The organism is Mycobacterium shinjukuense (assembly GCF_010730055.1).
Taxonomy (GTDB): Bacteria; Actinomycetota; Actinomycetes; order Mycobacteriales; family Mycobacteriaceae; genus Mycobacterium; species Mycobacterium shinjukuense.
In genome coordinates this window covers 4,058,214-4,079,544 of record NZ_AP022575.1, presented here as the reverse complement: position 1 = coordinate 4,079,544, position 21,331 = coordinate 4,058,214, and the positions used below count along the sequence as shown (strand labels likewise).

21 protein-coding genes and 2 pseudogenes are annotated in these 21,331 nt (G+C 67.9%); 5 read left to right on the top strand and 18 right to left on the bottom strand.

Features of this window, described 5'->3' with window-relative positions; all coding sequences use genetic code 11:
* Nucleotides 1-55: 55 nt before the first annotated feature.
* The 3 genes and pseudogenes from G6N20_RS21525 to G6N20_RS18415 form a co-directional block, all read right to left on the bottom strand.
* Nucleotides 56-982, bottom strand: a complete 927-nt coding sequence (locus G6N20_RS21525; protein WP_408632551.1) for an IS30 family transposase — start codon at nucleotides 980-982, stop codon at nucleotides 56-58.
* Between the two features lie 348 nt (nucleotides 983-1,330).
* Nucleotides 1,331-1,444 (bottom strand): annotated as a pseudogene (locus G6N20_RS21520) (hypothetical protein); the annotation flags it as partial.
* 83 nt (nucleotides 1,445-1,527) lie between these two features.
* Nucleotides 1,528-2,520, bottom strand: a complete 993-nt coding sequence (locus G6N20_RS18415) for a stage II sporulation protein M (protein WP_083052110.1) — start codon at nucleotides 2,518-2,520, stop codon at nucleotides 1,528-1,530.
* 130 nt (nucleotides 2,521-2,650) lie between these two features.
* On the opposite strand from G6N20_RS18415, the gene G6N20_RS18410 reads away from it, so the two are divergent.
* Together G6N20_RS18410 and G6N20_RS18405 are read left to right on the top strand one after the other, a co-directional pair.
* On the top strand, nucleotides 2,651-3,661 hold the full coding sequence (locus G6N20_RS18410) for an RDD family protein (RefSeq protein ID WP_083052107.1): 1,011 nt from the start codon (nucleotides 2,651-2,653) through the stop codon (nucleotides 3,659-3,661).
* A gap of 153 nt (nucleotides 3,662-3,814) precedes the next feature.
* Nucleotides 3,815-4,510, top strand: a complete 696-nt coding sequence (locus tag G6N20_RS18405; protein ID WP_083052104.1) for a PadR family transcriptional regulator — start codon at nucleotides 3,815-3,817, stop codon at nucleotides 4,508-4,510.
* Nucleotides 4,511-4,544: 34 nt separating this feature from the next.
* On the opposite strand, the gene glpK is transcribed toward G6N20_RS18405, so the two are convergent.
* From glpK to G6N20_RS18390, 3 genes and pseudogenes are all read right to left on the bottom strand, one after another.
* Nucleotides 4,545-6,071 (bottom strand): glycerol kinase GlpK, encoded by a 1,527-nt coding sequence (gene glpK / locus G6N20_RS18400; RefSeq protein ID WP_083052101.1) that lies wholly within the window; start codon nucleotides 6,069-6,071, stop codon nucleotides 4,545-4,547.
* A 41-nt stretch (nucleotides 6,072-6,112) separates the two neighbouring features.
* Nucleotides 6,113-6,547 (bottom strand): annotated as a pseudogene (locus G6N20_RS18395) (type II toxin-antitoxin system VapC family toxin); the annotation flags it as partial.
* Entirely contained in the window at nucleotides 6,544-6,768 is a 225-nt protein-coding gene (locus G6N20_RS18390; protein ID WP_083052095.1) for an antitoxin, read from the bottom strand. The gene G6N20_RS18390 and the pseudogene G6N20_RS18395, both read right to left, overlap by 4 nt.
* Nucleotides 6,769-6,850: 82 nt before the next feature.
* Between G6N20_RS18390 and G6N20_RS18385 the strand changes: the two genes are divergently transcribed.
* Nucleotides 6,851-8,323: a glutamate--cysteine ligase gene (locus tag G6N20_RS18385; RefSeq protein ID WP_083052092.1), complete on the top strand. Its 1,473-nt coding sequence runs from the start codon at nucleotides 6,851-6,853 to the stop codon at nucleotides 8,321-8,323.
* Between the two features lie 10 nt (nucleotides 8,324-8,333).
* Complete coding sequence (locus G6N20_RS18380; protein ID WP_083052089.1) at nucleotides 8,334-9,023, top strand: class I SAM-dependent methyltransferase; 690 nt, start codon at nucleotides 8,334-8,336, stop codon at nucleotides 9,021-9,023.
* A gap of 5 nt (nucleotides 9,024-9,028) precedes the next feature.
* Here the strand turns inward: G6N20_RS18380 and egtE are convergent, their stop codons facing one another.
* The 8 genes from egtE to G6N20_RS18340 form a co-directional block, all read right to left on the bottom strand.
* Nucleotides 9,029-10,165: an ergothioneine biosynthesis PLP-dependent enzyme EgtE gene (gene egtE, locus G6N20_RS18375; RefSeq protein WP_083052087.1), complete on the bottom strand. Its 1,137-nt coding sequence runs from the start codon at nucleotides 10,163-10,165 to the stop codon at nucleotides 9,029-9,031.
* On the bottom strand, nucleotides 10,162-11,127 hold the full coding sequence (egtD, locus tag G6N20_RS18370; protein WP_083052086.1) for an L-histidine N(alpha)-methyltransferase: 966 nt from the start codon (nucleotides 11,125-11,127) through the stop codon (nucleotides 10,162-10,164). Before egtD ends, egtE begins: the two co-directional genes overlap by 4 nt.
* Before the next feature lie 12 nt (nucleotides 11,128-11,139).
* Nucleotides 11,140-11,823 carry an ergothioneine biosynthesis protein EgtC gene (gene egtC, locus G6N20_RS18365; RefSeq protein ID WP_083052085.1) on the bottom strand — a complete coding sequence of 228 codons (684 nt, stop codon included), beginning with the start codon at nucleotides 11,821-11,823 and terminating at the stop codon, nucleotides 11,140-11,142.
* Entirely contained in the window at nucleotides 11,823-13,100 is a 1,278-nt protein-coding gene (gene egtB, locus G6N20_RS18360; protein ID WP_083052084.1) for an ergothioneine biosynthesis protein EgtB, read from the bottom strand. The genes egtC and egtB overlap by 1 nt, the downstream gene beginning before the upstream one ends.
* Nucleotides 13,097-14,380, bottom strand: a complete 1,284-nt coding sequence (gene egtA / locus G6N20_RS18355; RefSeq protein WP_083052083.1) for an ergothioneine biosynthesis glutamate--cysteine ligase EgtA — start codon at nucleotides 14,378-14,380, stop codon at nucleotides 13,097-13,099. Before egtA ends, egtB begins: the two co-directional genes overlap by 4 nt.
* 140 nt (nucleotides 14,381-14,520) lie before the next feature.
* Nucleotides 14,521-15,162 carry a sensor domain-containing protein gene (locus G6N20_RS18350; protein ID WP_142272207.1) on the bottom strand — a complete coding sequence of 214 codons (642 nt, stop codon included), beginning with the start codon at nucleotides 15,160-15,162 and terminating at the stop codon, nucleotides 14,521-14,523.
* Between the two features lie 39 nt (nucleotides 15,163-15,201).
* The gene (locus G6N20_RS18345; protein ID WP_083052082.1) at nucleotides 15,202-16,650 is read right to left on the bottom strand and encodes a catalase; all 1,449 of its coding nucleotides are present in this window, start codon (nucleotides 16,648-16,650) and stop codon (nucleotides 15,202-15,204) included.
* Nucleotides 16,651-16,843: 193 nt separating this feature from the next.
* Nucleotides 16,844-17,170, bottom strand: a complete 327-nt coding sequence (locus tag G6N20_RS18340; protein WP_232065543.1) for a hypothetical protein — start codon at nucleotides 17,168-17,170, stop codon at nucleotides 16,844-16,846.
* On the opposite strand from G6N20_RS18340, the gene G6N20_RS21515 reads away from it, so the two are divergent.
* The gene (locus G6N20_RS21515; RefSeq protein ID WP_232065562.1) at nucleotides 17,145-17,285 is read left to right on the top strand and encodes a hypothetical protein; all 141 of its coding nucleotides are present in this window, start codon (nucleotides 17,145-17,147) and stop codon (nucleotides 17,283-17,285) included. The two genes, G6N20_RS18340 and G6N20_RS21515, sit on opposite strands and share 26 nt — an antisense overlap.
* A 69-nt stretch (nucleotides 17,286-17,354) precedes the next feature.
* On the opposite strand, the gene G6N20_RS18335 is transcribed toward G6N20_RS21515, so the two are convergent.
* The 4 genes from G6N20_RS18335 to G6N20_RS18320 all read right to left on the bottom strand — a co-directional run bounded on the left by G6N20_RS18335 (nucleotide 17,355) and on the right by G6N20_RS18320 (nucleotide 21,253).
* Nucleotides 17,355-17,693 carry a hypothetical protein gene (locus G6N20_RS18335; protein ID WP_083052616.1) on the bottom strand — a complete coding sequence of 113 codons (339 nt, stop codon included), beginning with the start codon at nucleotides 17,691-17,693 and terminating at the stop codon, nucleotides 17,355-17,357.
* Between the two features lie 103 nt (nucleotides 17,694-17,796).
* The gene (locus G6N20_RS18330; protein WP_083052613.1) at nucleotides 17,797-18,945 is read right to left on the bottom strand and encodes a DUF4185 domain-containing protein; all 1,149 of its coding nucleotides are present in this window, start codon (nucleotides 18,943-18,945) and stop codon (nucleotides 17,797-17,799) included.
* A gap of 7 nt (nucleotides 18,946-18,952) precedes the next feature.
* Nucleotides 18,953-19,987, bottom strand: coding sequence for an aspartate-semialdehyde dehydrogenase (locus G6N20_RS18325; protein ID WP_083052610.1), 1,035 nt, complete (start codon nucleotides 19,985-19,987; stop codon nucleotides 18,953-18,955).
* Entirely contained in the window at nucleotides 19,988-21,253 is a 1,266-nt protein-coding gene (locus tag G6N20_RS18320; protein ID WP_083052607.1) for an aspartate kinase, read from the bottom strand. It abuts the gene before it with no gap.
* Nucleotides 21,254-21,331 lie beyond the last annotated feature (78 nt).

The following is a 21,331-nucleotide window of genomic DNA, read 5'->3' as shown; positions in this document are numbered from 1 at the left end:
TCGCCGACTTTCGGCGTCGCGAGTGTGAACCAGGCGACGCCTCAGCGCCTTGGATTCAGGCGGTCGCTGCAACAAAAGTGGACGGGTCTGAGAGTAGTCGGTCGAGTTCTTCGGCGGGGGTGCGCCAGCCGAGACGTTTGCGGGGTCGGGCGTTGAGTTCGGCGGCGACGTTGTCGAGGATCCCGGGTCCGTGGAAGGACAGGTCGGTGCCTTTGGGGAAGTACTGGCGAAGCAGGCCGTTGGTGTTCTCGTTGGTGCCGCGTTGCCAGGGGCTGTGTGGGTCGCAGAAGTAGATCGGCAGCCCGGTGGCCTCGGTGATCTTGGTGTGCAGCGCCATCTCGGCGCCTTGGTCCCAGGTCAACGATCTGCGCAGGATTTCGGGGATGTCGGGGATCTTTGCGGTGATGGCCTCGGCGACGGTGGCGGCGGTGTGGTCACCGGGTAAGTGCAGCAGCATCACGAACCCGGTGGTGCGCTCCACCAGGGTCCCTATCGCCGAACCGCTGTTGGCGCCGATGATCAGGTCGCCTTCCCAGTGGCCTGGGATGGCCCGGTCGTCGGCCTCGGCGGGTCGCTCACTGATGTTGACCATGCCTGCCTTGAACCGGTTGCGGTCTTCTATATCTTTGCGGCCCTGCGGTTTTCGTTGCGTCCTTCCGGTGCGCAGCGCGGTCTTGACCTGCCGGGCCAGTTCCCCGCGGGGCTGGACGTACATTGCCTGGTAGATCGTCTCGTGTGACACCCACATCTCCGGATCGTCGGGGAAGTCCTCACGCAGCCGCCCGGCGATCTGCTCGGGGCTGTGCCGCTGCTGCAAGCGTCGCACAACCTCGGCCAACAGCGCCGGCCTGGACTCCAGCTTGCGCGCCTTGGGGCGGGCGCGGTTGGCGTCAACGGCGTCCTGGGCGATGCGGGCACGGTACCCACAGCTCGTCGCCCCCCGGCATACCTCCCGACCAATCGTGGATGGATGCCGTCCCAACAGTCGCGCGGCCCCAGCCTGCGTATACCCGCGACGAGTAGCTCCTCTAATCGGCAACGTTCGACAAACGACATCGACCGCGACGCCGCGTCGGGCTCTTCACCAGCAGGAATAGGTGTTCTCGGCACGTATCCAGCCTGATCGACCCAGCGCAGAGCGGTGTGCTCCGACACGCCGGCGATTACCGCCGCCTGCGTCGGCGTCGCCCCCGTGCGCAGCGCCTCCCAGAATGCATCCCTGACCTCGGCCGAGTACCGGATGCCGTAGTGCTTCGGATTGGTCTGATACCCCGCGGCCTTGGCCCATTTCCGGCCCGTCAAACCCGCCACCCCGGCCACCGTGGCCGCCGCCGTCGGTGATAGCCCCGATTGCAGCGCCTTCCAGAACTTCTCCCGCACCCCATCCGGCACCCGATCCCCCGGACCCCGAAACCCCGTCTGGTAACCCATGCAGCACCAACACCTCTCGGTCAGGTGTTGCAGCGATCACTTGAGGCTAAGCGCGTGTCGCGTCGTGGATTTCACGGTCGGGGATAGGTGCGCGCCTCAGCCGGTGGGGACGACGTCGGGCGCGTCCTCGATATCCCCGGTCTCCCCCGCTTTTGCGGCTCGGCGGCCACAGTGCATGATGTAGGCCAAGAACGCCGCCTCGGCGACGAGGCCGATGCCGATCCGCACAAATGTCGGCAACGGTGCGGGTGTGACCACCGCTTCGATCAACCCGGATACCGCCAACACACCCACCAGCCCCACGGCAACCGACATGACGCCGCGGCCCTGCTCGGCAAGAACCTGCCCGCGCGGCCGGTCACCGGGCGAGATCACCGACCACCCCAGCCTCATCCCGATGGCGGCGGCGAGGAACACCGCCGTCAGCTCCAGCAGTCCGTGCGGAAGGAGCAGGCCCAGCAGCAGCCCGCCCTTGCCGGCCTGGAACATCAGGCCGGCGATCACTCCCAGGTTGGCGGCGTTGTCGAACAGCACCAGCGGTATTGGCAGCCCCAACACGACCGACATGGCGATGCATTTGGCCGCCACCCACGAGTTGTTCACCCAGACCTGTAGCGCGAACGCCGCGGCGGGATGCTCGCTGTAGTAGGACTGGACGTCGTGGTTGACCAATTCGTCGATGTCAGTTGGAGTTCCGATGACCGACTGCACCTCCGGACTGCCGGCTACCCAGCAAGCGATGACCACCGCGATGGCGAAGAACGCCACCGCCGTCGCCAGCCACCATCGCCACGTCCGGTAGGCGACCACCGGGAAGGACACCGTCCAGAACCGGATGAACGTGCCGGTCAGCGGGGCGTGCGCGCCGGTGACCGCGGACCGGGCGCGCGCGACCAGGCTCGAGAGCCGACCGATCACCACCGAGTCCGCGGACACCGACCGCAGCATCGACAGATGTGTGGACACCCGCTGGTAGAGCTCGACGAGTTCGTCGACCTCGGCGCCGGTCAGCGAGCGGCGTTTCTTGATCAGCTGGTCGAGCCGGTTCCACGTGCTTCGGTGGGTCAGCAAGAACGCGTCGACGTCCACTTGCGCAGCCTACCGAAGCGCGCCCAACGTGCACTCATGGCGAAGAATCGTCCGATTTCTCGCCATGAGTGCACGTTCGGCGGAGCCGAGCGCAGCAGGTAGTTGCCGCAATGCCGGTAGCGTTCCTGGTATGTCGCAGGTGGTAACCGGGGACGCCGTGGTGCTCGATGTGCAGATCGCCCAGCTGCCGGTGCGGGCGGTGAGCGCCGCGATCGACATCACCGTGATTTTCGTGGGCTACATCCTCGGGCTGATGTTGTGGGCGGCCACCCTAACCGAGTTCGACGAAGCGTGGACCGTCGCGTTCCTGATCATCTTCACGGTGCTGGCGCTCGTCGGTTATCCGTTGGCGATAGAAACGGCGACCCGGGGCCGCTCGATCGGCAAGATTGTGATGGGTCTGCGCGTGGTTTCCGACGATGGCGGCCCGGAACGCTTCCGGCAGGCGCTGTTTCGTGCGCTGGCGTCGGTCGTGGAGATCTGGATGCTGCTGGGCAGCCCCGCCGTGATCTGCAGCATGTTGTCGCCCAAGGCCAAACGCGTCGGCGACATCTTTGCCGGCACCGTCGTGGTGAGCGAACGCGGCCCGCGGTTAGGGCCACCGCCGGCGATGCCGCCGTCGCTGGCGTGGTGGGCGTCGTCGCTGCAGCTGTCCGGGCTCACCGCGGGCCACGCCGAGATCGCGCGTCAATTCCTGTCCCGGGCAACACAACTCGATCCCACGCTGCGCCAGCAGATGGCCTACCGGATCGCCGGTGACGTGGTGTCCCGCATCGCCCCGCCGCCGCCACCCGGCGCTCCGCCGGAGCTGGTGCTGGCCGCCGTGCTCGCCGAGCGCCACCGGCGCGAATTGGCCCGGCTCCGCCCTGCCATGGGCCCCGCGATGCCCCACGCGATGGGGCCCGCGCCCTGGCGCGCCACCGGGCCGGCTCCCTGGGTGCCAACAGGACCCCCGCCGGTGCCGTGGTCACCGCCGGCGGGGCCGCAAGCCCCGGGGTGGCCGCCCGGGCAGCCCGCCTGGCCGTCGCACCAGCCACAACAGCCGGCGATCCCCTGGCCCGAGGCCGATCCGCCAGCCGCACAACCTGTTCCCTGGCCACGGCAGGCACCGAACGGCGGCGGGTTCGCGCCCCCGAGCTAAGCCGCTATCGCGCGACGGCGACCGCCAGCATGAACGCGTGGGCTAGCAACAGCGCCCGCCGGCACAACGATGTCGCACACCGCCGGAACGTTGCATCACGGCAGTTTTCGATATATCGTGATGCAAAGTGATATACCGAAGGAAGCACGGAACATGAGCACCCCATTCACCCCTCCAAACGGCCCGTTCAGCGCCCGGCCAGGCTTCGGATTCGGCTTGGTGGCCGGGCCCGCACAACGCGCCCTACACAGCGCCAGGCGCCACGCCCGGCGCGAGTTCTTCGAACACCTGCGTGACCACGCCGCCGATCACGACTCTCCGTTGGGTTTCGGCCCGGGCTTTGGTCCCGGCTTCGGTTTCGGTTTCGGCTTCGGCCCGGCGGGCCCGCGTGGCGGTTGGCTCCGGGGCGGCCGCGGACGGCGCGGTGACGTGCGGGCAGCAATTCTGGTGCTGCTGAGCGAAAAGCCGATGCACGGTTACGAGATGATCCAGCAGATCGCCGAACGCAGCAACGGAATCTGGCGGCCCAGCCCCGGTTCGGTGTACCCGACGCTGCAGCTGCTCGACGACGAGGGCCTGATCACCGCCAGCGAAACCGACGGCAGCAAGAAGCTTTTCGAGCTGACCGCCGAAGGACGCACCGCTGCAGAGAAGATCGAAACCCCACCATGGGACGAGATCGCCGAAGGCGTCGACCCAGGCCACCTCACCTTGCGGACGGCCGCGCGCCAACTGTTGGGTGCGATTGTGCAGTCGGCGCATACCGCCAGCCCCGAGCAACGACAGCGCATCGTCGACATCATCAACAATGCCCGCCGCGAGATCTACGGCATTCTCGGCGAGGACTAAGTAAGCCACCAGGGCGCCGGCGGAGCAAGGGACCTCAGGACACGTCAACCCAGTCCAGGGTCCGCTGCACCGCCTTACGCCAGCCGGCATATCCCGCCGCGCGCTGCTCGTCGCTCCACGTCGGTGTCCAGCGCTTGTCCTCGTGCCAGTTGGCCCGCAGGTCCGACGGATCGGCCCAGAACCCCACCGACAGGCCCGCCGCATAGGCGGCGCCCAGCGCGGTGGTCTCGGCGACCACCGGCCGTACCACGTCCACTCCCAGCACATCGGCCTGGATCTGCATGCACAAGTCGTTGCTGGTGATCCCGCCGTCGACCTTTAACACCTCCAGGCGCACACCGGAATCCGCTTCCATGGCATCCACCACGTCGCGGCTCTGATAGCAGATCGCCTCCAGCGTCGCGCGCGCCAGATGGGCATTGGTGTTGAACCGCGACAACCCGACGATCGCGCCGCGCGCATCGGATCGCCAGTACGGGGCGAACAAGCCGGAAAACGCCGGCACGAAATACACCCCGCCGTTGTCGGGGACCTGACGTGCCAGCGCCTCGCTTTGCGCGGCCCCACTGATGATGCCCAGCTGATCACGCAGCCACTGCACCGCCGAGCCGGTGACCGCGATCGAACCCTCCAGCGCGTACACGGGTTTGGCGTCCCCAAACTGGTAGCAGACGGTGGTCAGCAGGCCGTTGTCGGAGCGCACGATCGCTTCGCCGGTGTTCAGCAGCAGGAAATTGCCGGTGCCGTAGGTGTTTTTGGCCTCGCCAGCGTCCAGGCACACCTGACCAACCATGGCCGCGTGCTGGTCGCCGAGCACCCCGGTGATGGGCACCCCGCCGCCGACCGGCCCGGTGTCGGTGGTGACCCCGTACGGCCGCAGCGGTGACGACGGCGCGATGGCCGGCAGCATAGCCCGCGGAATCCCGAAGAACGACAGCAGCTCGTCGTCCCAGTCCAGGGTCTCCAGATCCATCAGCATGGTGCGGCTGGCGTTGGTCACATCGGTGACGTGAGCGCCGCCGCGCGGCCCGCCGGTCAGATTCCACAGCACCCAGGTGTCCGGCGTGCCGAACAGCGCGTCACCTTTTTCGGCGGCGGCGCGTACTCCGTCGACGTTCTCCAGGATCCACTGCAGCTTCCCGCCGGAGAAGTACGTCGCCGGCGGCAACCCGGCCTTGCGGCGGATCACGTCACCGCGGCCGTCCCGGTCTAGCGCCGACGCAATGCGGTCGGTGCGGGTGTCCTGCCAGACGATCGCGTTGTAATAGGGTCTGCCGGTACTCCTATTCCACACCAGCGTCGTCTCGCGTTGGTTTGTAATCCCCAGTGCCGCAATATCGTTCGGCGAGAACCCGGTGGCGTTCAGCACCGAGATCAGTACCGAGGCGGTGCGCTCCCAGATCTCGACCGGATTGTGCTCGACCCAGCCGGCGCGGGGCAGGATCTGCTCGTGTTCGAGTTGATGACGGGCCACCTCGGCACCGTCGTGATTGAAGATCATGCAGCGGGTGCTGGTGGTGCCCTGGTCGATGGCGGCTACGAATTCGGCGGACTCGGCCAACTGCTCTCCTTATCTGTGCACCGTCCATGATGGTCTACCGAGCCGCCGAAGGGATCGCGCACCTTGATCCCTTCGAACTTTCGCAAGTCACGGTCGTGACTCCAGATCGTGGCGATGCCGTGCTGCTGCATGAGCGCAACGAGGTGGGCAGCTGGAACCAGGTTGCCCTTGGCTTTGACGCTGCCGGCGACCCGCCGATAGGCAGACCAGAATCCGTCGATTTCGCCGACCCGCCGCACGTGTGGCACAGCGACGAACTGTTCGATGTTGTCGGCCGCGGCATCGGGCGTCAGCGGCGAATCGAGCAATGTCGGATGGGTGACGATGCGCAGGTAGCCGAGGGCGACCGGCCACAGCAGGTAGACGATGCCCGGTCCGGCCAGGAACCGTTCGACGAGGGCCTTCGCCTTGTCATGAAACGGGCTGCCCCGATGCGTCGCGTACACCAGGATGTCGACGTCGAAGGTCTCGCTCATGCTCGGTCGAGGATCGCCCAGACGGCGTCCTTGTCGTCCAGATCCACGCGCGGCCGCAGGTCGGCCGTCACCCAGCGGATCTCCACATTTGGACGAGGCTGGGCCGCGAGTGCTTGCGCCAGTAGCTCGGATACCAACTGCCCCAGGGGTTTGCGCTCCTCACGCTGACGCTGCTTCAACGCTCGCAGGACGTCGTCATCGAGGTCGACCGTGGTGCGCATACACCAGATGCTAGTTTGATTCGCATCTGATGCGCCATCCTGCTTGTTGCGCGGTGGGCGGTAACCCTGTTGCATCGACTCTGTGGGCGAAGAGGTCAAGCGCACCACATACACTCGCGCGCATCAGCGGGAATACCGGCGCAAGCTGCGGCAGTGTCTGGACGTCTTCGAGACCATGCTGGCGCGATTCGACTTCGAATCCGACCGGCCGCTCACCGGCATGGAGATCGAATGCAACCTCGTCGACGCCGACTACCAGCCCGCCATGTCGAACCGTTACGTGCTGGACGCCATCGCGGATCCGGCCTTCCAAACCGAATTGGGCGCCTACAATATCGAATTCAATGTGCCGCCCCGCCCACTTCCCGGACACACCGGGTTGGACCTGGAGAAGGAGGTACGGGCCAGCCTCAACGATGCCGAGAGAAAAGCCAACTCCGCACGCGCACACATCGTGGTGATCGGCATCCTGCCCACGCTGATGCCCGAACATCTGACCGGCGGCTGGATGAGCGAATCACGGCGGTACACCGCCCTCAACGAGTCGATCTTCAAGGCCCGCGGCCAGGACATCCCAATAGCCATCTCCGGTCCGGAACCGCTGAGTTGGCACGCGGCGTCCATCGCTCCCGAATCCGCCTGCACCAGTATGCAATTGCATTTGCAGGTGCCCGCGGAGGATTTCGCTGCCAATTGGAACGCGGCCCAGGTGTTGGCCGGGCCGCAGCTGGCGCTGGGCGCGAACTCGCCCTACTTCTTCGGTCACCGGCTATGGTCGGAAACGCGGATCGAACTGTTCAGGCAGTCCACCGACACCCGACCCGAAGAGCTGAAGTCCCAGGGGGTGCGACCCCGGGTGTGGTTCGGCGAACGTTGGATCGGCTCGGTCCTCGAGCTGTTCCAGGAAAACATCCGCTACTTCCCATCGCTGCTACCCGAGGTGTCCGACGAGGACCCGGTCGCCGAGCTGGCGGCCGGACACACCCCGCACCTTCCCGAATTGCGGCTGCACAACGGCACGGTGTACCGCTGGAACCGGCCGGTGTATGACGTTGTCGACGGGCGGCCGCACCTGCGGCTGGAGAACCGGGTGTTGCCGGCCGGGCCCACCGTCGTGGACATGCTGGCCAACTCGGCCTTCTACTATGGTGCGCTGCGCAGCCTCTCCGAATTCGACCGCCCGCTGTGGACGAGAATGAGTTTCGCTGCGGCACAAGCCAATTTCCTGGCGGCAGCCAGGCACGGCAGCGATGCCCGGCTGCTCTGGCCGGACCTGGGCGAGGTGAGCGCCCGGGAGCTGGTGTTGGGCACGTTGCTGCCGATGGCCCACGACGGATTGCGTCGCTGGGGTGTGGACGCCGAGGTGCGCGACCGGTTTCTGGGCGTCATCGAGGGCCGCGCCCAGACCGGGCGCAACGGGGCGAGTTGGCAGGTGGCCACGGTGCGGGCGCTGGAGGCCGGCGGAATGACCCGGCGTGCCGCGCTGGCCGAGATGCTGCGCCGCTACTGCGAACACATGCACGCCAACCAACCGGTGCACACCTGGGCGCAGTAGGTTGGGAGCCATGACCGACGAGGTAATGGATTGGGACAGTGTGTACCGCGAGCAGGGCGTGTTCGAAGGACCGCCGCCATGGAACATCGGTGAGCCGCAGCCCGAACTGGCCGCGCTGATCGCGGCCGGAAAGGTCCGCAGCGACGTGCTGGACGCCGGCTGCGGGTACGCCGAGCTGTCGTTGGCGCTGGCCGCCGACGGCTACACCGTGGTGGGCATCGACATCACGCCGACGGCCGTTGCGGCGGCCACCAAGGCCGCCGTAGAACGCGGGTTGACCACGGCCAGCTTCGTGCAGGCCGACATCACCGAGTTTTCCGGTTATGACGGCCGCTTCAACACGGTGATCGACAGCACGCTGTTTCACTCGCTGCCGGTGGAGGGCCGCGACGGCTATCTGCGTTCGGTGCACCGCGCGGCCGCCCCGGGTGCCAGCTATTTCGTGCTGGTGTTCGCCAGGGGCGCGTTCCCGGCGGAGCTGGAAATCAAGCCCAACGAAGTCGACGAGGACGAGTTGCGCGCCGCGGTGAGCAAGTACTGGGAGGTCGACGAGATCCGACCCGCCTTCATCCACGCCAATGTGCCCGTGGTTCCGTCGCAACTGCCCGGACCGCCGATCGAGTTTCCGGCACACGACAGCGATGACAAGGGCCGCCTGAAGTTTCCCGCCTACCTGCTGACGGCACACAAGGCCGGGTAGCGCCGTCAAGCCGCGGTCGCCGCGGTCGCGGCGATCAGCGCGTCGGCGAAGGTCCGCAGATCCTCGGCCGTGGTGTCCACGTGTGGTGAGATCCGCAGCACCGGGCCCGTCAGCTCCAGCGGCGCCCGGTGCACCGAGGCGCAGGTGGTGACGATCCGCCGCTCGACCAGCAGCCAGTCCCGCACGGCCTTGGGGTCGGCACCGTCGACCGGTGCCAGCGTGGTGATCGCGCTCGGCTCCTCGACCGCCTCGACCACCAGCCAGCCGTCCACGCCGGCCAGCGCGGTCCGGGTCAGAGCACCCAGCTCGGCCAACCTGGCGCGCAGCTTTTCCGGCCCGCACCCCAGGTGCTCCCCCAATGCCACCGAAAACCCTACGCGCGCAGCGATATTGGCCTCGCCGAACTCGAGTTGGCGGGCCACCGACATCGACGCCCACTCCGGGGCCGGCAGCCTCGGTGTCAGCCGATCCATCAAGTCGGGTCGCACGGCCAGAAATCCGACACCGCGCGGCCCGGCGATCCATTTGCGTGACGACGAATAGATGGCGTCGGCGCCCACCGCACAGTCCAGTTGTCCCAGCGCCTGGGCGGCGTCCACCACCAGCGGCAACCCCAGCTCACCGCAGAGCCTCGCCATCATCGCCAGCGGTTGCACCACCCCGCGGTGGCTGGCCACCGGGGTCAGGTGGACCAGGTCGGGCGGATCCTCGTCCAGCAGGTGGGCCGCATCGTCGAGCGCCAACCGGCCATCCTCGAGGGTCGGCAACGGGCGCACCGTGAATCCGTGGGCGGCCATCACCGCCAGGTTGGGGCCGTACTCGCCGGGCAGGCAGGCCAGCGTGCGGCCCTCCCCCGGCCAGCCGCCCAGCAGCAGATCCAGCGCGTGCAGCGAGCCGGTGGTGAACACCACCTCGGCCTCGGCCATGCCGCAGAGCGTGGCGACCGCGGCGCGACCGGCGTTGAGCACGGGTGTGGCGGCCTCGGCCGCGACATACCCGCCAACCTCGGCCTCATGCAGCGCGTGCTTCGCGGCGGCCGCCAGCACCGCGAAACTCTGGCGGGAACAGGCCGCGCTGTCCAGGTGCAGCCCGGCGACCGGCGGGCGGGCCGCCCGCCACCGGTCGGCCAGGCTGTCGCTCACTTGCCCGCCAGCGACAACCCGAAGTCACCGCCGTCGTCGGTCCACCACCGGATGCGGCGCAATCCCGCCTCGGCCAGCTCGGCGCGCACCGCGTCCGGACGGAACTTGCACGAGACCTCGGTGAGCATCTCCTCGCCGGCCCGAAAGTCGACGGTCAGGTCCAGCGCGCCGATGCGCACTCGCTGGCGACGCTCGGCGCGCAGCCACATTTCGATGCGCTCCTCGTCGACGTTCCACCGGGCGACGTGCCGGTAGGCGTCGACGTCGAAATCGGCGTCGAGTTCCCGGTTGATCACCGCCAGCACATTGCGATTGAACCGGGCCGTCACGCCGGCGGCGTCGTCGTAGGCCCGCACCAGCCGGCCGGCGTCCTTGACCAGGTCGGTGCCCAGCAGCAGGCTGTCACCCGGTTGCATGACCCCGGCCAGGGTGGCGAGAAACTGCGCGCGGGGCCCGGGCGTGAGGTTGCCGATCGTGGATCCCAAGAACACGAACAGCCGCCGCCCGCCGCCGGGGATTTCGGTCAAATGCTCCTCAAAATCGCCACAGACAGCGTGGATCTCGACGCCCGAGTATTCGGCTTGGATGGCGGCGGCGGTCGCCGACAGCACATTGGCGTCGACGTCGAATGGCACGAATCCGCAGAGTGATCCACGGTCGCGCAGCGCATTCAGCAGCATGCGGGTCTTCTCCGACGTCCCGCTGCCCAATTCGACCACGGTGTCGGCCTCGCTGGCCGACGCGATGTCGGCCGAGTGGGCCCGCAGGATCGCGGCCTCGGCACGGGTGGGGTAGTACTCCGGCAGCCGGGTGATCTGGTCGAACAGCTCACTGCCCACTGAGTCGTAGAACCACTTGGGCGGCAACGATTTCGGTGTCTTTCGCAGCCCTTCGAGCACGTCGCGGCGCAACGCATGGTACGCCGAGTCCTCGGCCAGGTGGTTGGACAGCGACAGCGTCATCGGAATCCTTTCTCAACCCAGCGCGGTCAATGCGACGTGATTCCCAATGACATCCACCAGGTGACGGTCCGGCACGTCCTCCCAGTCCGGATCGTCGTCGTAGGGTTCGCTGGCCAACACCACACCGTCGCCGCGGCGCAGGATTGATAGCGTGTCTCCCCAGGCGGTAGCGACCAGCCGGGAACCGTCGGCCGCCAAGATGTTCAGTCGCGCAAGGGGATCGGCGGCCGCGATCTCGACAACGGTATCACCCAGTGCGTCCATACCACGCGCGAACACGACGGCCGCCAGTATCGCGCTGTCACACACGGATTCGGCTGACAAACTGGCCGGCAACACTGCACGGTCCACCACACCGTTGTGCGACAACAGCCAGTGACCGTCGGTGAACGGCGCGGTCGCGCTGACTTCGATCGGCATGCCGACGGTCGCCGAACGCACCGTGGCCACCACACAGTGGCTGCGCAGGGCCGGCGCGACCGATTCGAACGACCTCTCCCCCCATAGCGGCACCGCGCCGCGCCAGCGCCGGGGCACCCGGCCGTCGAAAAAGCCGACGCCCCAGCCGTCGGCGTTCATCAGGCCGTACTTTTGCCGGCGCGGCGCGTAGGACTGCACCCGCAGACCCTGCGGCGGGTCGAGCACCAGCGAGGAAATCGTGACCTCGGCGCCGAGCCAACCCAGGTGACGGCACATCAGACGTCCCACACCAGCCGGACGCCGACAAAGATCTGACGACGGTACGGGTGATCCCAGTTGCGGAAGCTGGGCCGCAGGATGGCCGGCTCCACCGCCCACGACCCGCCCCGCAGCACCCGGTAATCACCAAAGAAGAATGGCTGCGAGTACCGCCGGTAGATCATCGGGACAAACCCCGGCCAGGGACGCAGCGGTGACGTGGTCCATTCCCAGACGTCGCCCAGCATCTGCTCGGCCCCGCAGGCCGAGGCGCCGGCCGGGTAGGCTCCGACCGGCGCCGGGCGCAACGTGGCGCCACCCAAGTTGGCGCGGTTGGGCGAGGGCTCCTCAGCTCCCCACGGGTAGCGGCGCCGGGTGCCCGTCGCCGGATCCCACGCGCAAGCCTTCTCCCATTCGACCTCGGTGGGCAGCCGGGCGCCGGCCCACGCCGCGTACGCCTCGGCCTCGAAGAAGGTGACATGCTGCACCGGCTCGTCGGCGGGAATCTCCTCGACGTGGCCGAACCGCGTGCGGGTTCGTCCGTCGGGGCTCCAGAATTGCGGCGCCGTCAGGCCCGCGCGCTGCCGATGCTGCCAGCCGCGGTCCGACCACCACCGCGGCTGGGTGTAGCCGCCGTCCTCGATGAAACGTAGCCACTCGCCGTTGGTGACCGGAACCCGCCCGATCCGGAATGCCGGCACGTCCACGACGTGGGCCGGGCGCTCGTTGTCCAACGAGTACGGTTCGCTTGCGGCGTCTACACCCAGCACGAACGGCCCACCGGGCACCAGCACCGACGTGCCGGCCAGCCCGGGCCGCCCCGCCGGCAGCGGCTCGGTGTCGCGCAGCAGCGGCGCGCCGGGCCGCAGGTTCAGGGCCTGCAGCATGGTTTCGCAGTGCTGGTTTTCGTGGCTGACCACCAGCGCGAACTCGAAGTCGCCGGCGTCGTGCGGGAGAGCGTCCAGAGCATCCAGCGCCGCCGAGCGCACCGTCTGACAATATGACCGCGCCCGTCGTGGGGACAGCAGCGGCAGCTCGACCCGACTGGCGCGCGAGTGCACGAAGGCGTCGTAGAGGCCGTCGACCTCCGGCGGCAAGATCCCGGGCCGTGCCGGGTCACCGCCGCGCAACAGCCACAGCTCCTCCTGCTGACCGATGTGCGCCAGGTCCCACACCAGGGGGCTCATCAACGGGTCGTACTGACGACACAGTTCGGCGTCGTCGAAATCGACCAGCCGCAGCGTCCGCGCGCGCGCCCGGTCCAGGTCGCGGGCCAACCCTTCGCGTACGGTCACAGCCCGCCTCGCGCCAACCGGGTGACCGTCGGCGCGATGCCGTGCTCGATCACCCGGTCGGAAAAGTCGTCAGCGGGGCAGCGGCCCCGCTCGACGTCGTCCAGCAACCGGTGCATCGGGTCGGCGAGTTCGGCGGGCACCCGCCGCGCGGCGATGGCCAGACACCGGTTGGCCGCCAGGTAGAGCCGGCGGTCATCCAGGCCGACCCGGGCCGCGGTGTCCCAGGCGGTGGCCACCGGTTGCACGGCCTCGGCGGCCAACTCGGCCGCCACCGGGTCGTCGAGCAGGGTCACCAGCGTGAACAACACCGCCGGCCACACCGCGTCGGGCACACTGTCCAGGTAGCGAATCTCCAGCCACTGCCGCGGACGCACCGGGGGGAACAGCGTGGTCAGGTGGTACTCCAGATCGGCGACGGTGGGACGACGATCGCCGAGCAGAACCCGGCCGTCCACCCAGTCGGTGAACGGCACGTAGCGGGTGACCGCGACGGCGTCCGGGTTGTGCACCAGCATCACCGGCGCCTTGAGGGCATAGCGCGCCCAGTCGGTGCCAGGGTCGTCGCCGCTGACGCCGAGAATCGGCCCGCAGCGCGCCGAGTCCATCTGCCCCCACACCCGCTGCCGGGTGGACTGCCAGCCGGAAAACTTGCCGGCCAGCATCGGGGAGTTGGCGGTGATCGCGATCATCGTCGGCCCCAGGGCGTGGGCCAGCCGCACCCGCGCCGCCCATCCGTCCCGCGGTCCGGCGTCCACATTGACCTGGATCGAGGCGGTCGAGGTCATCATCGCCGCGCCCGCGGACCCACCGCGGCTGGCGTCGAAATAGCGTTCCATGGCGCGATAGCGCCCGCCCGGGTTGATCCGTTCGGGCGGGCGCAGCGGGTCGGCGCCCAGAAAAACCAGGCCCAGCCCGGCGTCGGCGAAGGCCGACCGCAGCACGGCCTGGTCGCAGGCCATCGCGTCGATGGCCGGCACGACACCATCGGCGGGCGGACTCGACAGTTCCACGGCACCGCCGGGTTCCACGCTGACCACGCTGCCGCCCGGCAGCGGGCTCAACCACCGCAGAACATCGGTGATTTCCTGCCAGCTCGGCCTGCGGATCGGGTCCGCCGGGTCAAAGCAGTGTGCCTCCATTTCCAGACCGACCCGACCCACCGGCCCGTCGACGAGACAGCCGTCCGCGATGTATCGCGCGGCGGCCGCCGAACTGGCGATGTCCGCGTCCGGTGGGCGATCCAGCTCCGCAACCGCGGCGGTGATGGCGGCGAACGTCATATCACGATCCCTCCGGGCCGGAAGCCTGCGCGGCTATCGGGAACGATAGCCGCCAACACTTCATCTTCCAGAGCGCACCGACATATTCCCGTTGTGACGGGTGGACGGGTATCCACCTTGCCGCCCACCTCCCAGCCGCGCTACTGGCCCAGCGCGTTCTGCATGGCGCCGGCCAGCACGTTGACCGCCGGGCCGGCGTTGCCCGATTGGCAGACCTTTGCCTGCAGCAACACGTTTTCCCGCAGCCGGGTCTGGTTGAAGCAGCGCCGGTCGGTGCCCGCTTCCTGCTTGATCCATGCCGCGTCGGCGCCGGTGGCGGGGCCACCGGCGAACGACCACACCTGGGTCGTCCCGTTGTCCAGGTGCATCGGTGTGGTCTGTCCCGAACAGCCCACGGTCCGGTCCACGACGCGGTGGAATGCCCGGCCGGCGGCGTCGTTGGTGGCGAATACCCCGACCGCCTGCTTGACGTAGTGGGTCTGGTCGGTGGCCGACGTCCGCGTGGTGGCGCCGTTGAACGACGCCAGGTCTGGGTCGTTGTACACCTCGGGCAACCCGATGTCGGCCCAGTTGTTGCATGCCGGCAGATCGACCCAGAACCCCTGGACCGGCTCGGTGAACACCGACTCCCAGCCCATCGGCCCGCCGACGATGTTGCCCACCGACCCCCGGCCCAGCACCGCGTAGGAGACGACGCCGGGCTCCGACGGGGTGGCCGCCGCGACGGGGACGGCCAGCGCGGCGCCGGCGGTCAGCGTCACGACCGAGGCGGCGAACCGCATGGTTGACATGGGCTCGATCATGCCAGGCACGCCGAAGGCCTAACTCAGGTTGGCCCGAACGCCCGCTTCGACCGCCTTGCCCAGATCGGGGTCGACGTTGCGCCAATACTGGAACACCCGCGACAGCACCGGCTCCCGCACACCCTTGCAGACATGACCAATGATGTTGTGCACCAAACGGTCCCGAGCATCATCGTCGAGAACCTCGCGCACCAAGGTGCCGGCCTGACCCCAATCGTCGTCCTCGGCGCGCAGCGTGTAGGCGGCCCGGACCATGTCACCGTCGGCATACCAGCGCACCTCGGCGGCGCGTGCCGGATCGGCATGCGGACCCCCGTAGGAGTTGGGCGCATACACCGGATCCGACACGTTGGCGATCCGCATCGCCCCGTCTTTGGAGTAGCTGTGCACCTGGACCTTCGGTGAATTGACCGGGATCTGCTTGTAATTGGTGCCCAACCGCGCCCGGTGCGCGTCGGCGTAGGAGAAACCGCGCGCCAGCAACATCTTGTCCGGGCTCAACCCGGTGCCCGGCACGAGGCTGTTGGGCTCGAAGGCCGCCTGCTCGATTTCGGTGTGGTAATCGGTGACGTTGCGGTCCAGCGTCAACCTGCCCACCTCGACCAACGGGAAGTCGGCGTGCGGCCACACCTTGGTCAGGTCGAACGGGTTGAACCGATACGCCTTGGCCTGCTCGAACGGCATGATCTGCATCTTCAGCGTCCAACTCGGATACTCGCCACGCTCGATCGCCCGGTAGAGATCCCGCTGGTGGTAGTCGCCATCCTCGCCGGCCAGCCGGTCGGCGTCCCGTTGGTTGAGGAACTCGATGCCCTGATCGGTGATGAAATGGTATTTCACCCAGAAGATCTCACCGGCGGCGTTGATCCAGCTGTAGGTGTGGCTGCCGTAGCCGTTCATGTGCCGCCAGCTTCTGGGGATGCCCCGATCACCCATCAACCAGGTCACCTGATGCGCCGACTCCGGCGAGAGCGTCCAAAAATCCCACTGCATGTTGTGATCACGCAAGTTGCTTGCCGCCATTCGCTTTTGCGAACGGATGAAATGCTGAAACTTCAACGGGTCACGGATAAAAAAGATCGGCGTGTTGTTGCCCACCATGTCGAAGTTGCCCTCCGACGTGTAAAACTTCACCGCGAAACCGCGCGGATCCCGCCACGTGTCCGGACTGCCCCGCTCGCCGGCGACGGTGGAGAACCGGATCAGCGTCTCGGTCGTAGCGCCCGGCTGAAACACCGCGGCCCTGGTGTAGCGACTGACGTCGCCCGTCACCTCGAAATGGCCGAACGCGCCGCCACCCTTGGCATGCGGCTGGCGTTCCGGGATGCGCTCCCGATTGAACATCGCCATCTGCTCGATGAGGTAGTGATCCTGCAGCAGGATCGGGCCATCGGGGCCCACCGTCAACGACTGATCGTCACTGGGCGCCGGGCCGCCGGCGTCGGTGGTGGTGTAGCGCTCCGTCATTTCGCCATCTCCTAGTTGGCGGGCTGATTTCGCTGAAATCCCAGGGCCCCAAGCTGGCCCATGTTCCTACGTCACCGCCCCTTTGTGCCAAGTAGCTGATAGCCCAATGGGGTTGCGCGTACATCGCTTTCGCTATGCCGTCGCGCGGGCCACACGAATCCGATGACGCGCGAATGATGCTTTTGGCCAGCCACTAGGGGCGTGCCGGCATCGTAGTCGGACCGGTGGTTGTCGGCGGCTGACCCGGACCGGGACCCAGCTGTCCGGCGGTCGGACCACCGGGACCGCCGGGGCCACCCGGGCCGCCGGGGAACCCGGGCCCCATACCCGGGGGAGGCGGTCCGCCGGGGAACCTGAACTGCCATCCCCACGGACCGGGCGCCGCGGGGCCTGCGGGATCTGCGGGCCGGAACATGCCGTGATGATGGTGGCGGAAGTAAGGGCACTTCCCGCCCCCGGCGACCGCTGCGCCGGTAAAGAAGATGGTCGCCGCGATGAATACGATTCCCGCAACGATCACCACCCAGGCCGCGGCCCGGTACAACCTGGGGATCTTTTCCGGAGGCGGTGGCGGCGGGGCGGTGGCGACGGCAGCGGGTGGGGCTGGGGGCTCGGGCGCTTCGGTCATGAGTTGACTATTGCTCAGGGCTGCGAGGACCGTAAAGAGCTACGGCGACAAAGTTGTCGTGAATTTGCCGGGCGTTTCAGCGGGCGGGTGTCGACGGCGCAACCGAGGCGGGCGCCTGGGCCGGTCCGGCGGGGCCGGTGCCCGGATTCACCGCCGGGGCGCCGGTGGGAGCTGCCGGACGGTGGATTACCGCGTGATTCTTGTGGTCACGCGGGTGGCCGTGGCCGCTGAGCATGCCCAGCCGGAACCCGGTGAAGAAGATGACCGACACGATGAACACGATGCCGGCGACGATCACCACCCAGGCCGCGGCCTTGAAGACCTTGGGGATCTGGTGGGTCGCCGGGACCGTGGGCGCCGGCGGTGCCGTTGCGGTTGACGTCAGCGCGGTTGGGGTTTCAGACGTTTCGCTCATGAGTCGACATGATGCCCGGCCAACCACTAGCCTTGGCTATGCGCTACTTAGGTAGCAGCTGTGAGCCGAAACCCGCGCCGTTTTCGGCGGACACGAGCGCGGGCTAGTCCTCGGAGTCCGGCTTGAACGGGTTGACCGCGAACTGAATCACCCGGTACGGCGCGCTCTGCCGGGCGCGGGTATTCCACTGGCTGACGAAGATCCGTACCTCATCAATGGTGGATCCGGGCGAGATGTAGCCGCCATACGGTTGTGCGAGTCGGTTGTCGTACGGGGGCGGCAGGCTTTCCGCCGGTTCGGGCCACTCGTCGTGGCGCACCACCGTGGTCACCGGCGCCGCACCCAGCAGTGTTGGGTGGCGGGCCACCCGAACCTCCATGTCCCCCGTGCTGGCGTTGAAATATGACAACACGGTCTGGCCGTCGATCTGACGGATGCTCATCTCGCCGACCTGGTCGGGCCAGAGCGGTGTCGGCGGCTTGTTCCACCCGCCGCCGGGCCCGGCCGCCCAGCCCTGCCAGCGCGACCGGTCGGTGAACCCTTCCGGGGGAACCCGGTAGAGCACCGCCGACTGCCTGCGGGTGAAGCTGTCGGCCACGATGTACACCCACCCGGTCGGTGAATCGGGTGTGGGAACCGGGTCGTAATACCCGCTGATCTGGGTCTGCCGCCCGTCCTGGTAGGAGGCGTCGCGCCGCGACCCCGCCACCGTCGGCCAGCCGCCGCGTGCCGGCTCGGCCTTGACGAGCCGGGAGTTCAGTGGCTCCAGCTCCTTGGCGGTGGTCACCATCACATAGTTGCGACGGTTGATCTGCACCACCCCGGCGGGCAGCTGTGAATCCCCGGGTGGCGTGGGGTCGGCCAGCAGCGGCTTGCCGACGCCGGTGACACCCGTGTAACGCACCCCGGCCGGATCGTCCACCGACTCGGTGTCGACGTGCAGCGCCACCGGCGCGTACCAACCACCGAACCCGACGCCCTGGCCGGCGAAGCTGTCGCCGCACACCTGCAGCAGCTGGCTGGGAAATTCCACGAACTCGCACAGGTCGGTGGCGCCGATGCCGTAGTCCCCGGTGGGAGTTCCGGTGCCGGCCGTCGGACCGATCCGCAGGACCTGACCCGGTGCCAGCGGCGGCAGGATCGGCTGCGGCACCGGTGCCGGCGGATCGGCGCGTGCATACCAAACACACTGCGGGGCAACCAAAAACAACACGACGAACAGCGCGCCCTGCGCGACCCGGGTGGAACTCACCCGCGGATCACAATTCGGCGGCCAGCAACTCGGCAATCTGGATGGTGTTCAGCGCCGCCCCCTTGCGCAGGTTGTCCCCCGAGACGAACAGCGCCAGGCCACACCCGTTCGGCACCCCCGGATCTTGTCGGATGCGGCCGACCAGAGATTCGTCGACACCGGCCGCGGCCAGCGGCGTGGGCACGTCGACCAGCTTGACGCCCGGGGCCCCGACAAGCAGCTCCCGGGCCCGCTCCGGCGAGAGCGGGCGGGTGAACTCGGCGTTGATCGACAGGCAGTGCCCGGTGAACACCGGAACCCGCACGCAGGTGCCGCTGACCCGCAGGTCGGGGATGCCGAGAATTTTGCGGCTCTCGAAGCGCAGCTTCTGATCCTCGTCGGTCTCGCCGGACCCGTCGTCCACCAAGGATCCGGCCAGCGGCACCACGTTGAACGCGATCGGCGCGACGTATTTCTCCGGCGCTGGGAAGGCCACGGCGCCGCCGTGGTGCACCAACCGCTCGGCGTCGTCGACCACCGCACGCACCTGCGCGGCCAGTTCGGCCACCCCGGCCAGGCCGCTGCCGGACACCGCCTGATACGACGAGACCACCAGCCGCACCAGCTGGGCTTCGTCGTGCAGCACCTTGAGCACCGGCATCGCGACCATGGTGGTGCAGTTCGGGTTGGCGATGATGCCCTTGGGCCGGTTGGTCGCATCCCGCGCGAAGTTCACCTCGGACACCACCAACGGCACGTCGGGATCCCTGCGCCACGCCGACGAGTTGTCGATCACCGTGACCCCGGCCGCGGCAAACCGCGGCGCCTGCACCTTCGACATCGCCGACCCGGCGGAGAACAACGCGATGTCCAGGCCGGTCGGGTCGGCCGTTTCGGCGTCTTCCACTTCGATCTCCTGGCCGCGGAAGGCCAGCTTGCGGCCCTGCGATCGGGCCGAAGCGAAGAACCGCACCGTGGTCGCGGGGAAATCGCGCACGTCGAGCAGGGTGCGCATCACCTGGCCCACCTGACCGGTGGCCCCGACAACTCCTATCGCGACCATTTACCTGCCCGTCCCCGCATAGACCGTCGCCTCCTCGTCGCCGCCGAGCCCGAACGCCTCGTGCAACGCGACCACGGCCTTGTCCAGTTCGGTGTCGCGGCACAGCACCGAGATCCGGATCTCGGAGGTGGAGATCAGCTCGATGTTGACCCCGACCGCTGCCAACGCCTCACAGAAGGTCGCCGTCACCCCGGGGTGACTGCGCATGCCCGCCCCGATTAACGACACCTTGCCGATCTGGTCGTCGTAGAGCAGCTGGGTGAACCCGATTTCGTCCTTGAGTGAATCCAGCTTGGCCACCGCGACGGGCCCGACGTCGCGGGAGCAGGTGAAGGTGATGTCGGTCTTGCCGTCCTCGACCTTGGAGACGTTCTGCAGCACCATGTCGATGTTCACGTCGGCGTCGGCCACCGCCCGGAACACCTTGGCCGCATACCCCGGGATGTCGGGCAGCCCAACGATGGTCACCTTGGCCTCGCTGCGGTCGTGCGCGACTCCGGTCAGGATGGGGTCTTCCATGGGTATGTCCTTGATCGATCCGGTAACGACGGTGCCCGGTTTGTCCGAGTACGAGGACCGGACATGCACCGGAATGTTGTAGCGGCGGGCATATTCCACGCAGCGCAGCATGAGCACCTTGGCCCCGCAGGCCGCCATCTCGAGCATCTCCTCGAAGGTCACCGTGTCCAGCTTGCGGGCGTTGTGCACAATCCGCGGATCCGCGCTGAAGATCCCGTCCACATCGGTGTAGATCTCACAGACGTCGGCGCCCAGAGCGGCGGCCAGCGCGACCGCCGTGGTGTCCGAGCCGCCGCGGCCCAGCGTGGTGACGTCCTTGCTGTCCTGGCTGACGCCCTGAAAGCCGGCCACCAAGACGACGCGGCCCTCGGCGAGGGCGGCTTGCAGCCGGCCCGGCGTGACGTCGATGATCTTGGCGTTGCCGTGGGTGCCGGTGGTGATCACGCCGGCCTGCGACCCGGTGAACGACCGGGCGTGCGCGCCCAGGGACTCGATGGCCATGGCCACCAACGCGTTGGAGATGCGTTCACCGGCGGTCAGTAGCATGTCGAGTTCGCGGGGCGGCGGAGCCGGGCATACCTGCTGGGCCAGGTCCAGTAGGTCGTCGGTGGTGTCACCCATCGCAGAAACTACGACCACCACCTCATTTCCCTGCCGTTTGGTCTCCACGATGCGCTCAGCGACGCGGCGAATCCGGTTGGCGTCGGCCACCGAGGATCCGCCGTACTTCTGCACGACGAGCGCCACTGTTGCCCTTCCCCGCTGGTATAAGTCCACAACAGGATACGTGGCGGCGCATCGTGATTGATTTCGATGCTCGGGCAT

Bases quoted from the DNA above. Each gene is read 5' to 3' on its own strand.
- G6N20_RS18390 (WP_083052095.1), bottom strand. From the start codon at position 6,768: ATGCGCACCACGGTCGACCTCGATGACGACGTCCTGCGAGCGTTGAAG.
- G6N20_RS18405 (WP_083052104.1), top strand. From the start codon at position 3,815: ATGAGCACCCCATTCACCCCTCCAAACGGCCCGTTCAGCGCCCGGCCA.
- G6N20_RS18380 (WP_083052089.1), top strand. From the start codon at position 8,334: ATGACCGACGAGGTAATGGATTGGGACAGTGTGTACCGCGAGCAGGGC.
- G6N20_RS18325 (WP_083052610.1), bottom strand. From the start codon at position 19,987: ATGGTCGCGATAGGAGTTGTCGGGGCCACCGGTCAGGTGGGCCAGGTG.
- egtC (WP_083052085.1), bottom strand. From the start codon at position 11,823: ATGTGCCGTCACCTGGGTTGGCTCGGCGCCGAGGTCACGATTTCCTCG.
- egtD (WP_083052086.1), bottom strand. From the start codon at position 11,127: ATGACGCTGTCGCTGTCCAACCACCTGGCCGAGGACTCGGCGTACCAT.
- G6N20_RS18335 (WP_083052616.1), bottom strand. From the start codon at position 17,693: ATGAGCGAAACGTCTGAAACCCCAACCGCGCTGACGTCAACCGCAACG.
- egtA (WP_083052083.1), bottom strand. From the start codon at position 14,380: ATGACGTTCGCCGCCATCACCGCCGCGGTTGCGGAGCTGGATCGCCCA.
- G6N20_RS18410 (WP_083052107.1), top strand. From the start codon at position 2,651: ATGTCGCAGGTGGTAACCGGGGACGCCGTGGTGCTCGATGTGCAGATC.
- G6N20_RS18350 (WP_142272207.1), bottom strand. From the start codon at position 15,162: ATGCGGTTCGCCGCCTCGGTCGTGACGCTGACCGCCGGCGCCGCGCTG.
- G6N20_RS21515 (WP_232065562.1), top strand. From the start codon at position 17,145: ATGAATACGATTCCCGCAACGATCACCACCCAGGCCGCGGCCCGGTAC.
- G6N20_RS18345 (WP_083052082.1), bottom strand. From the start codon at position 16,650: ATGACGGAGCGCTACACCACCACCGACGCCGGCGGCCCGGCGCCCAGT.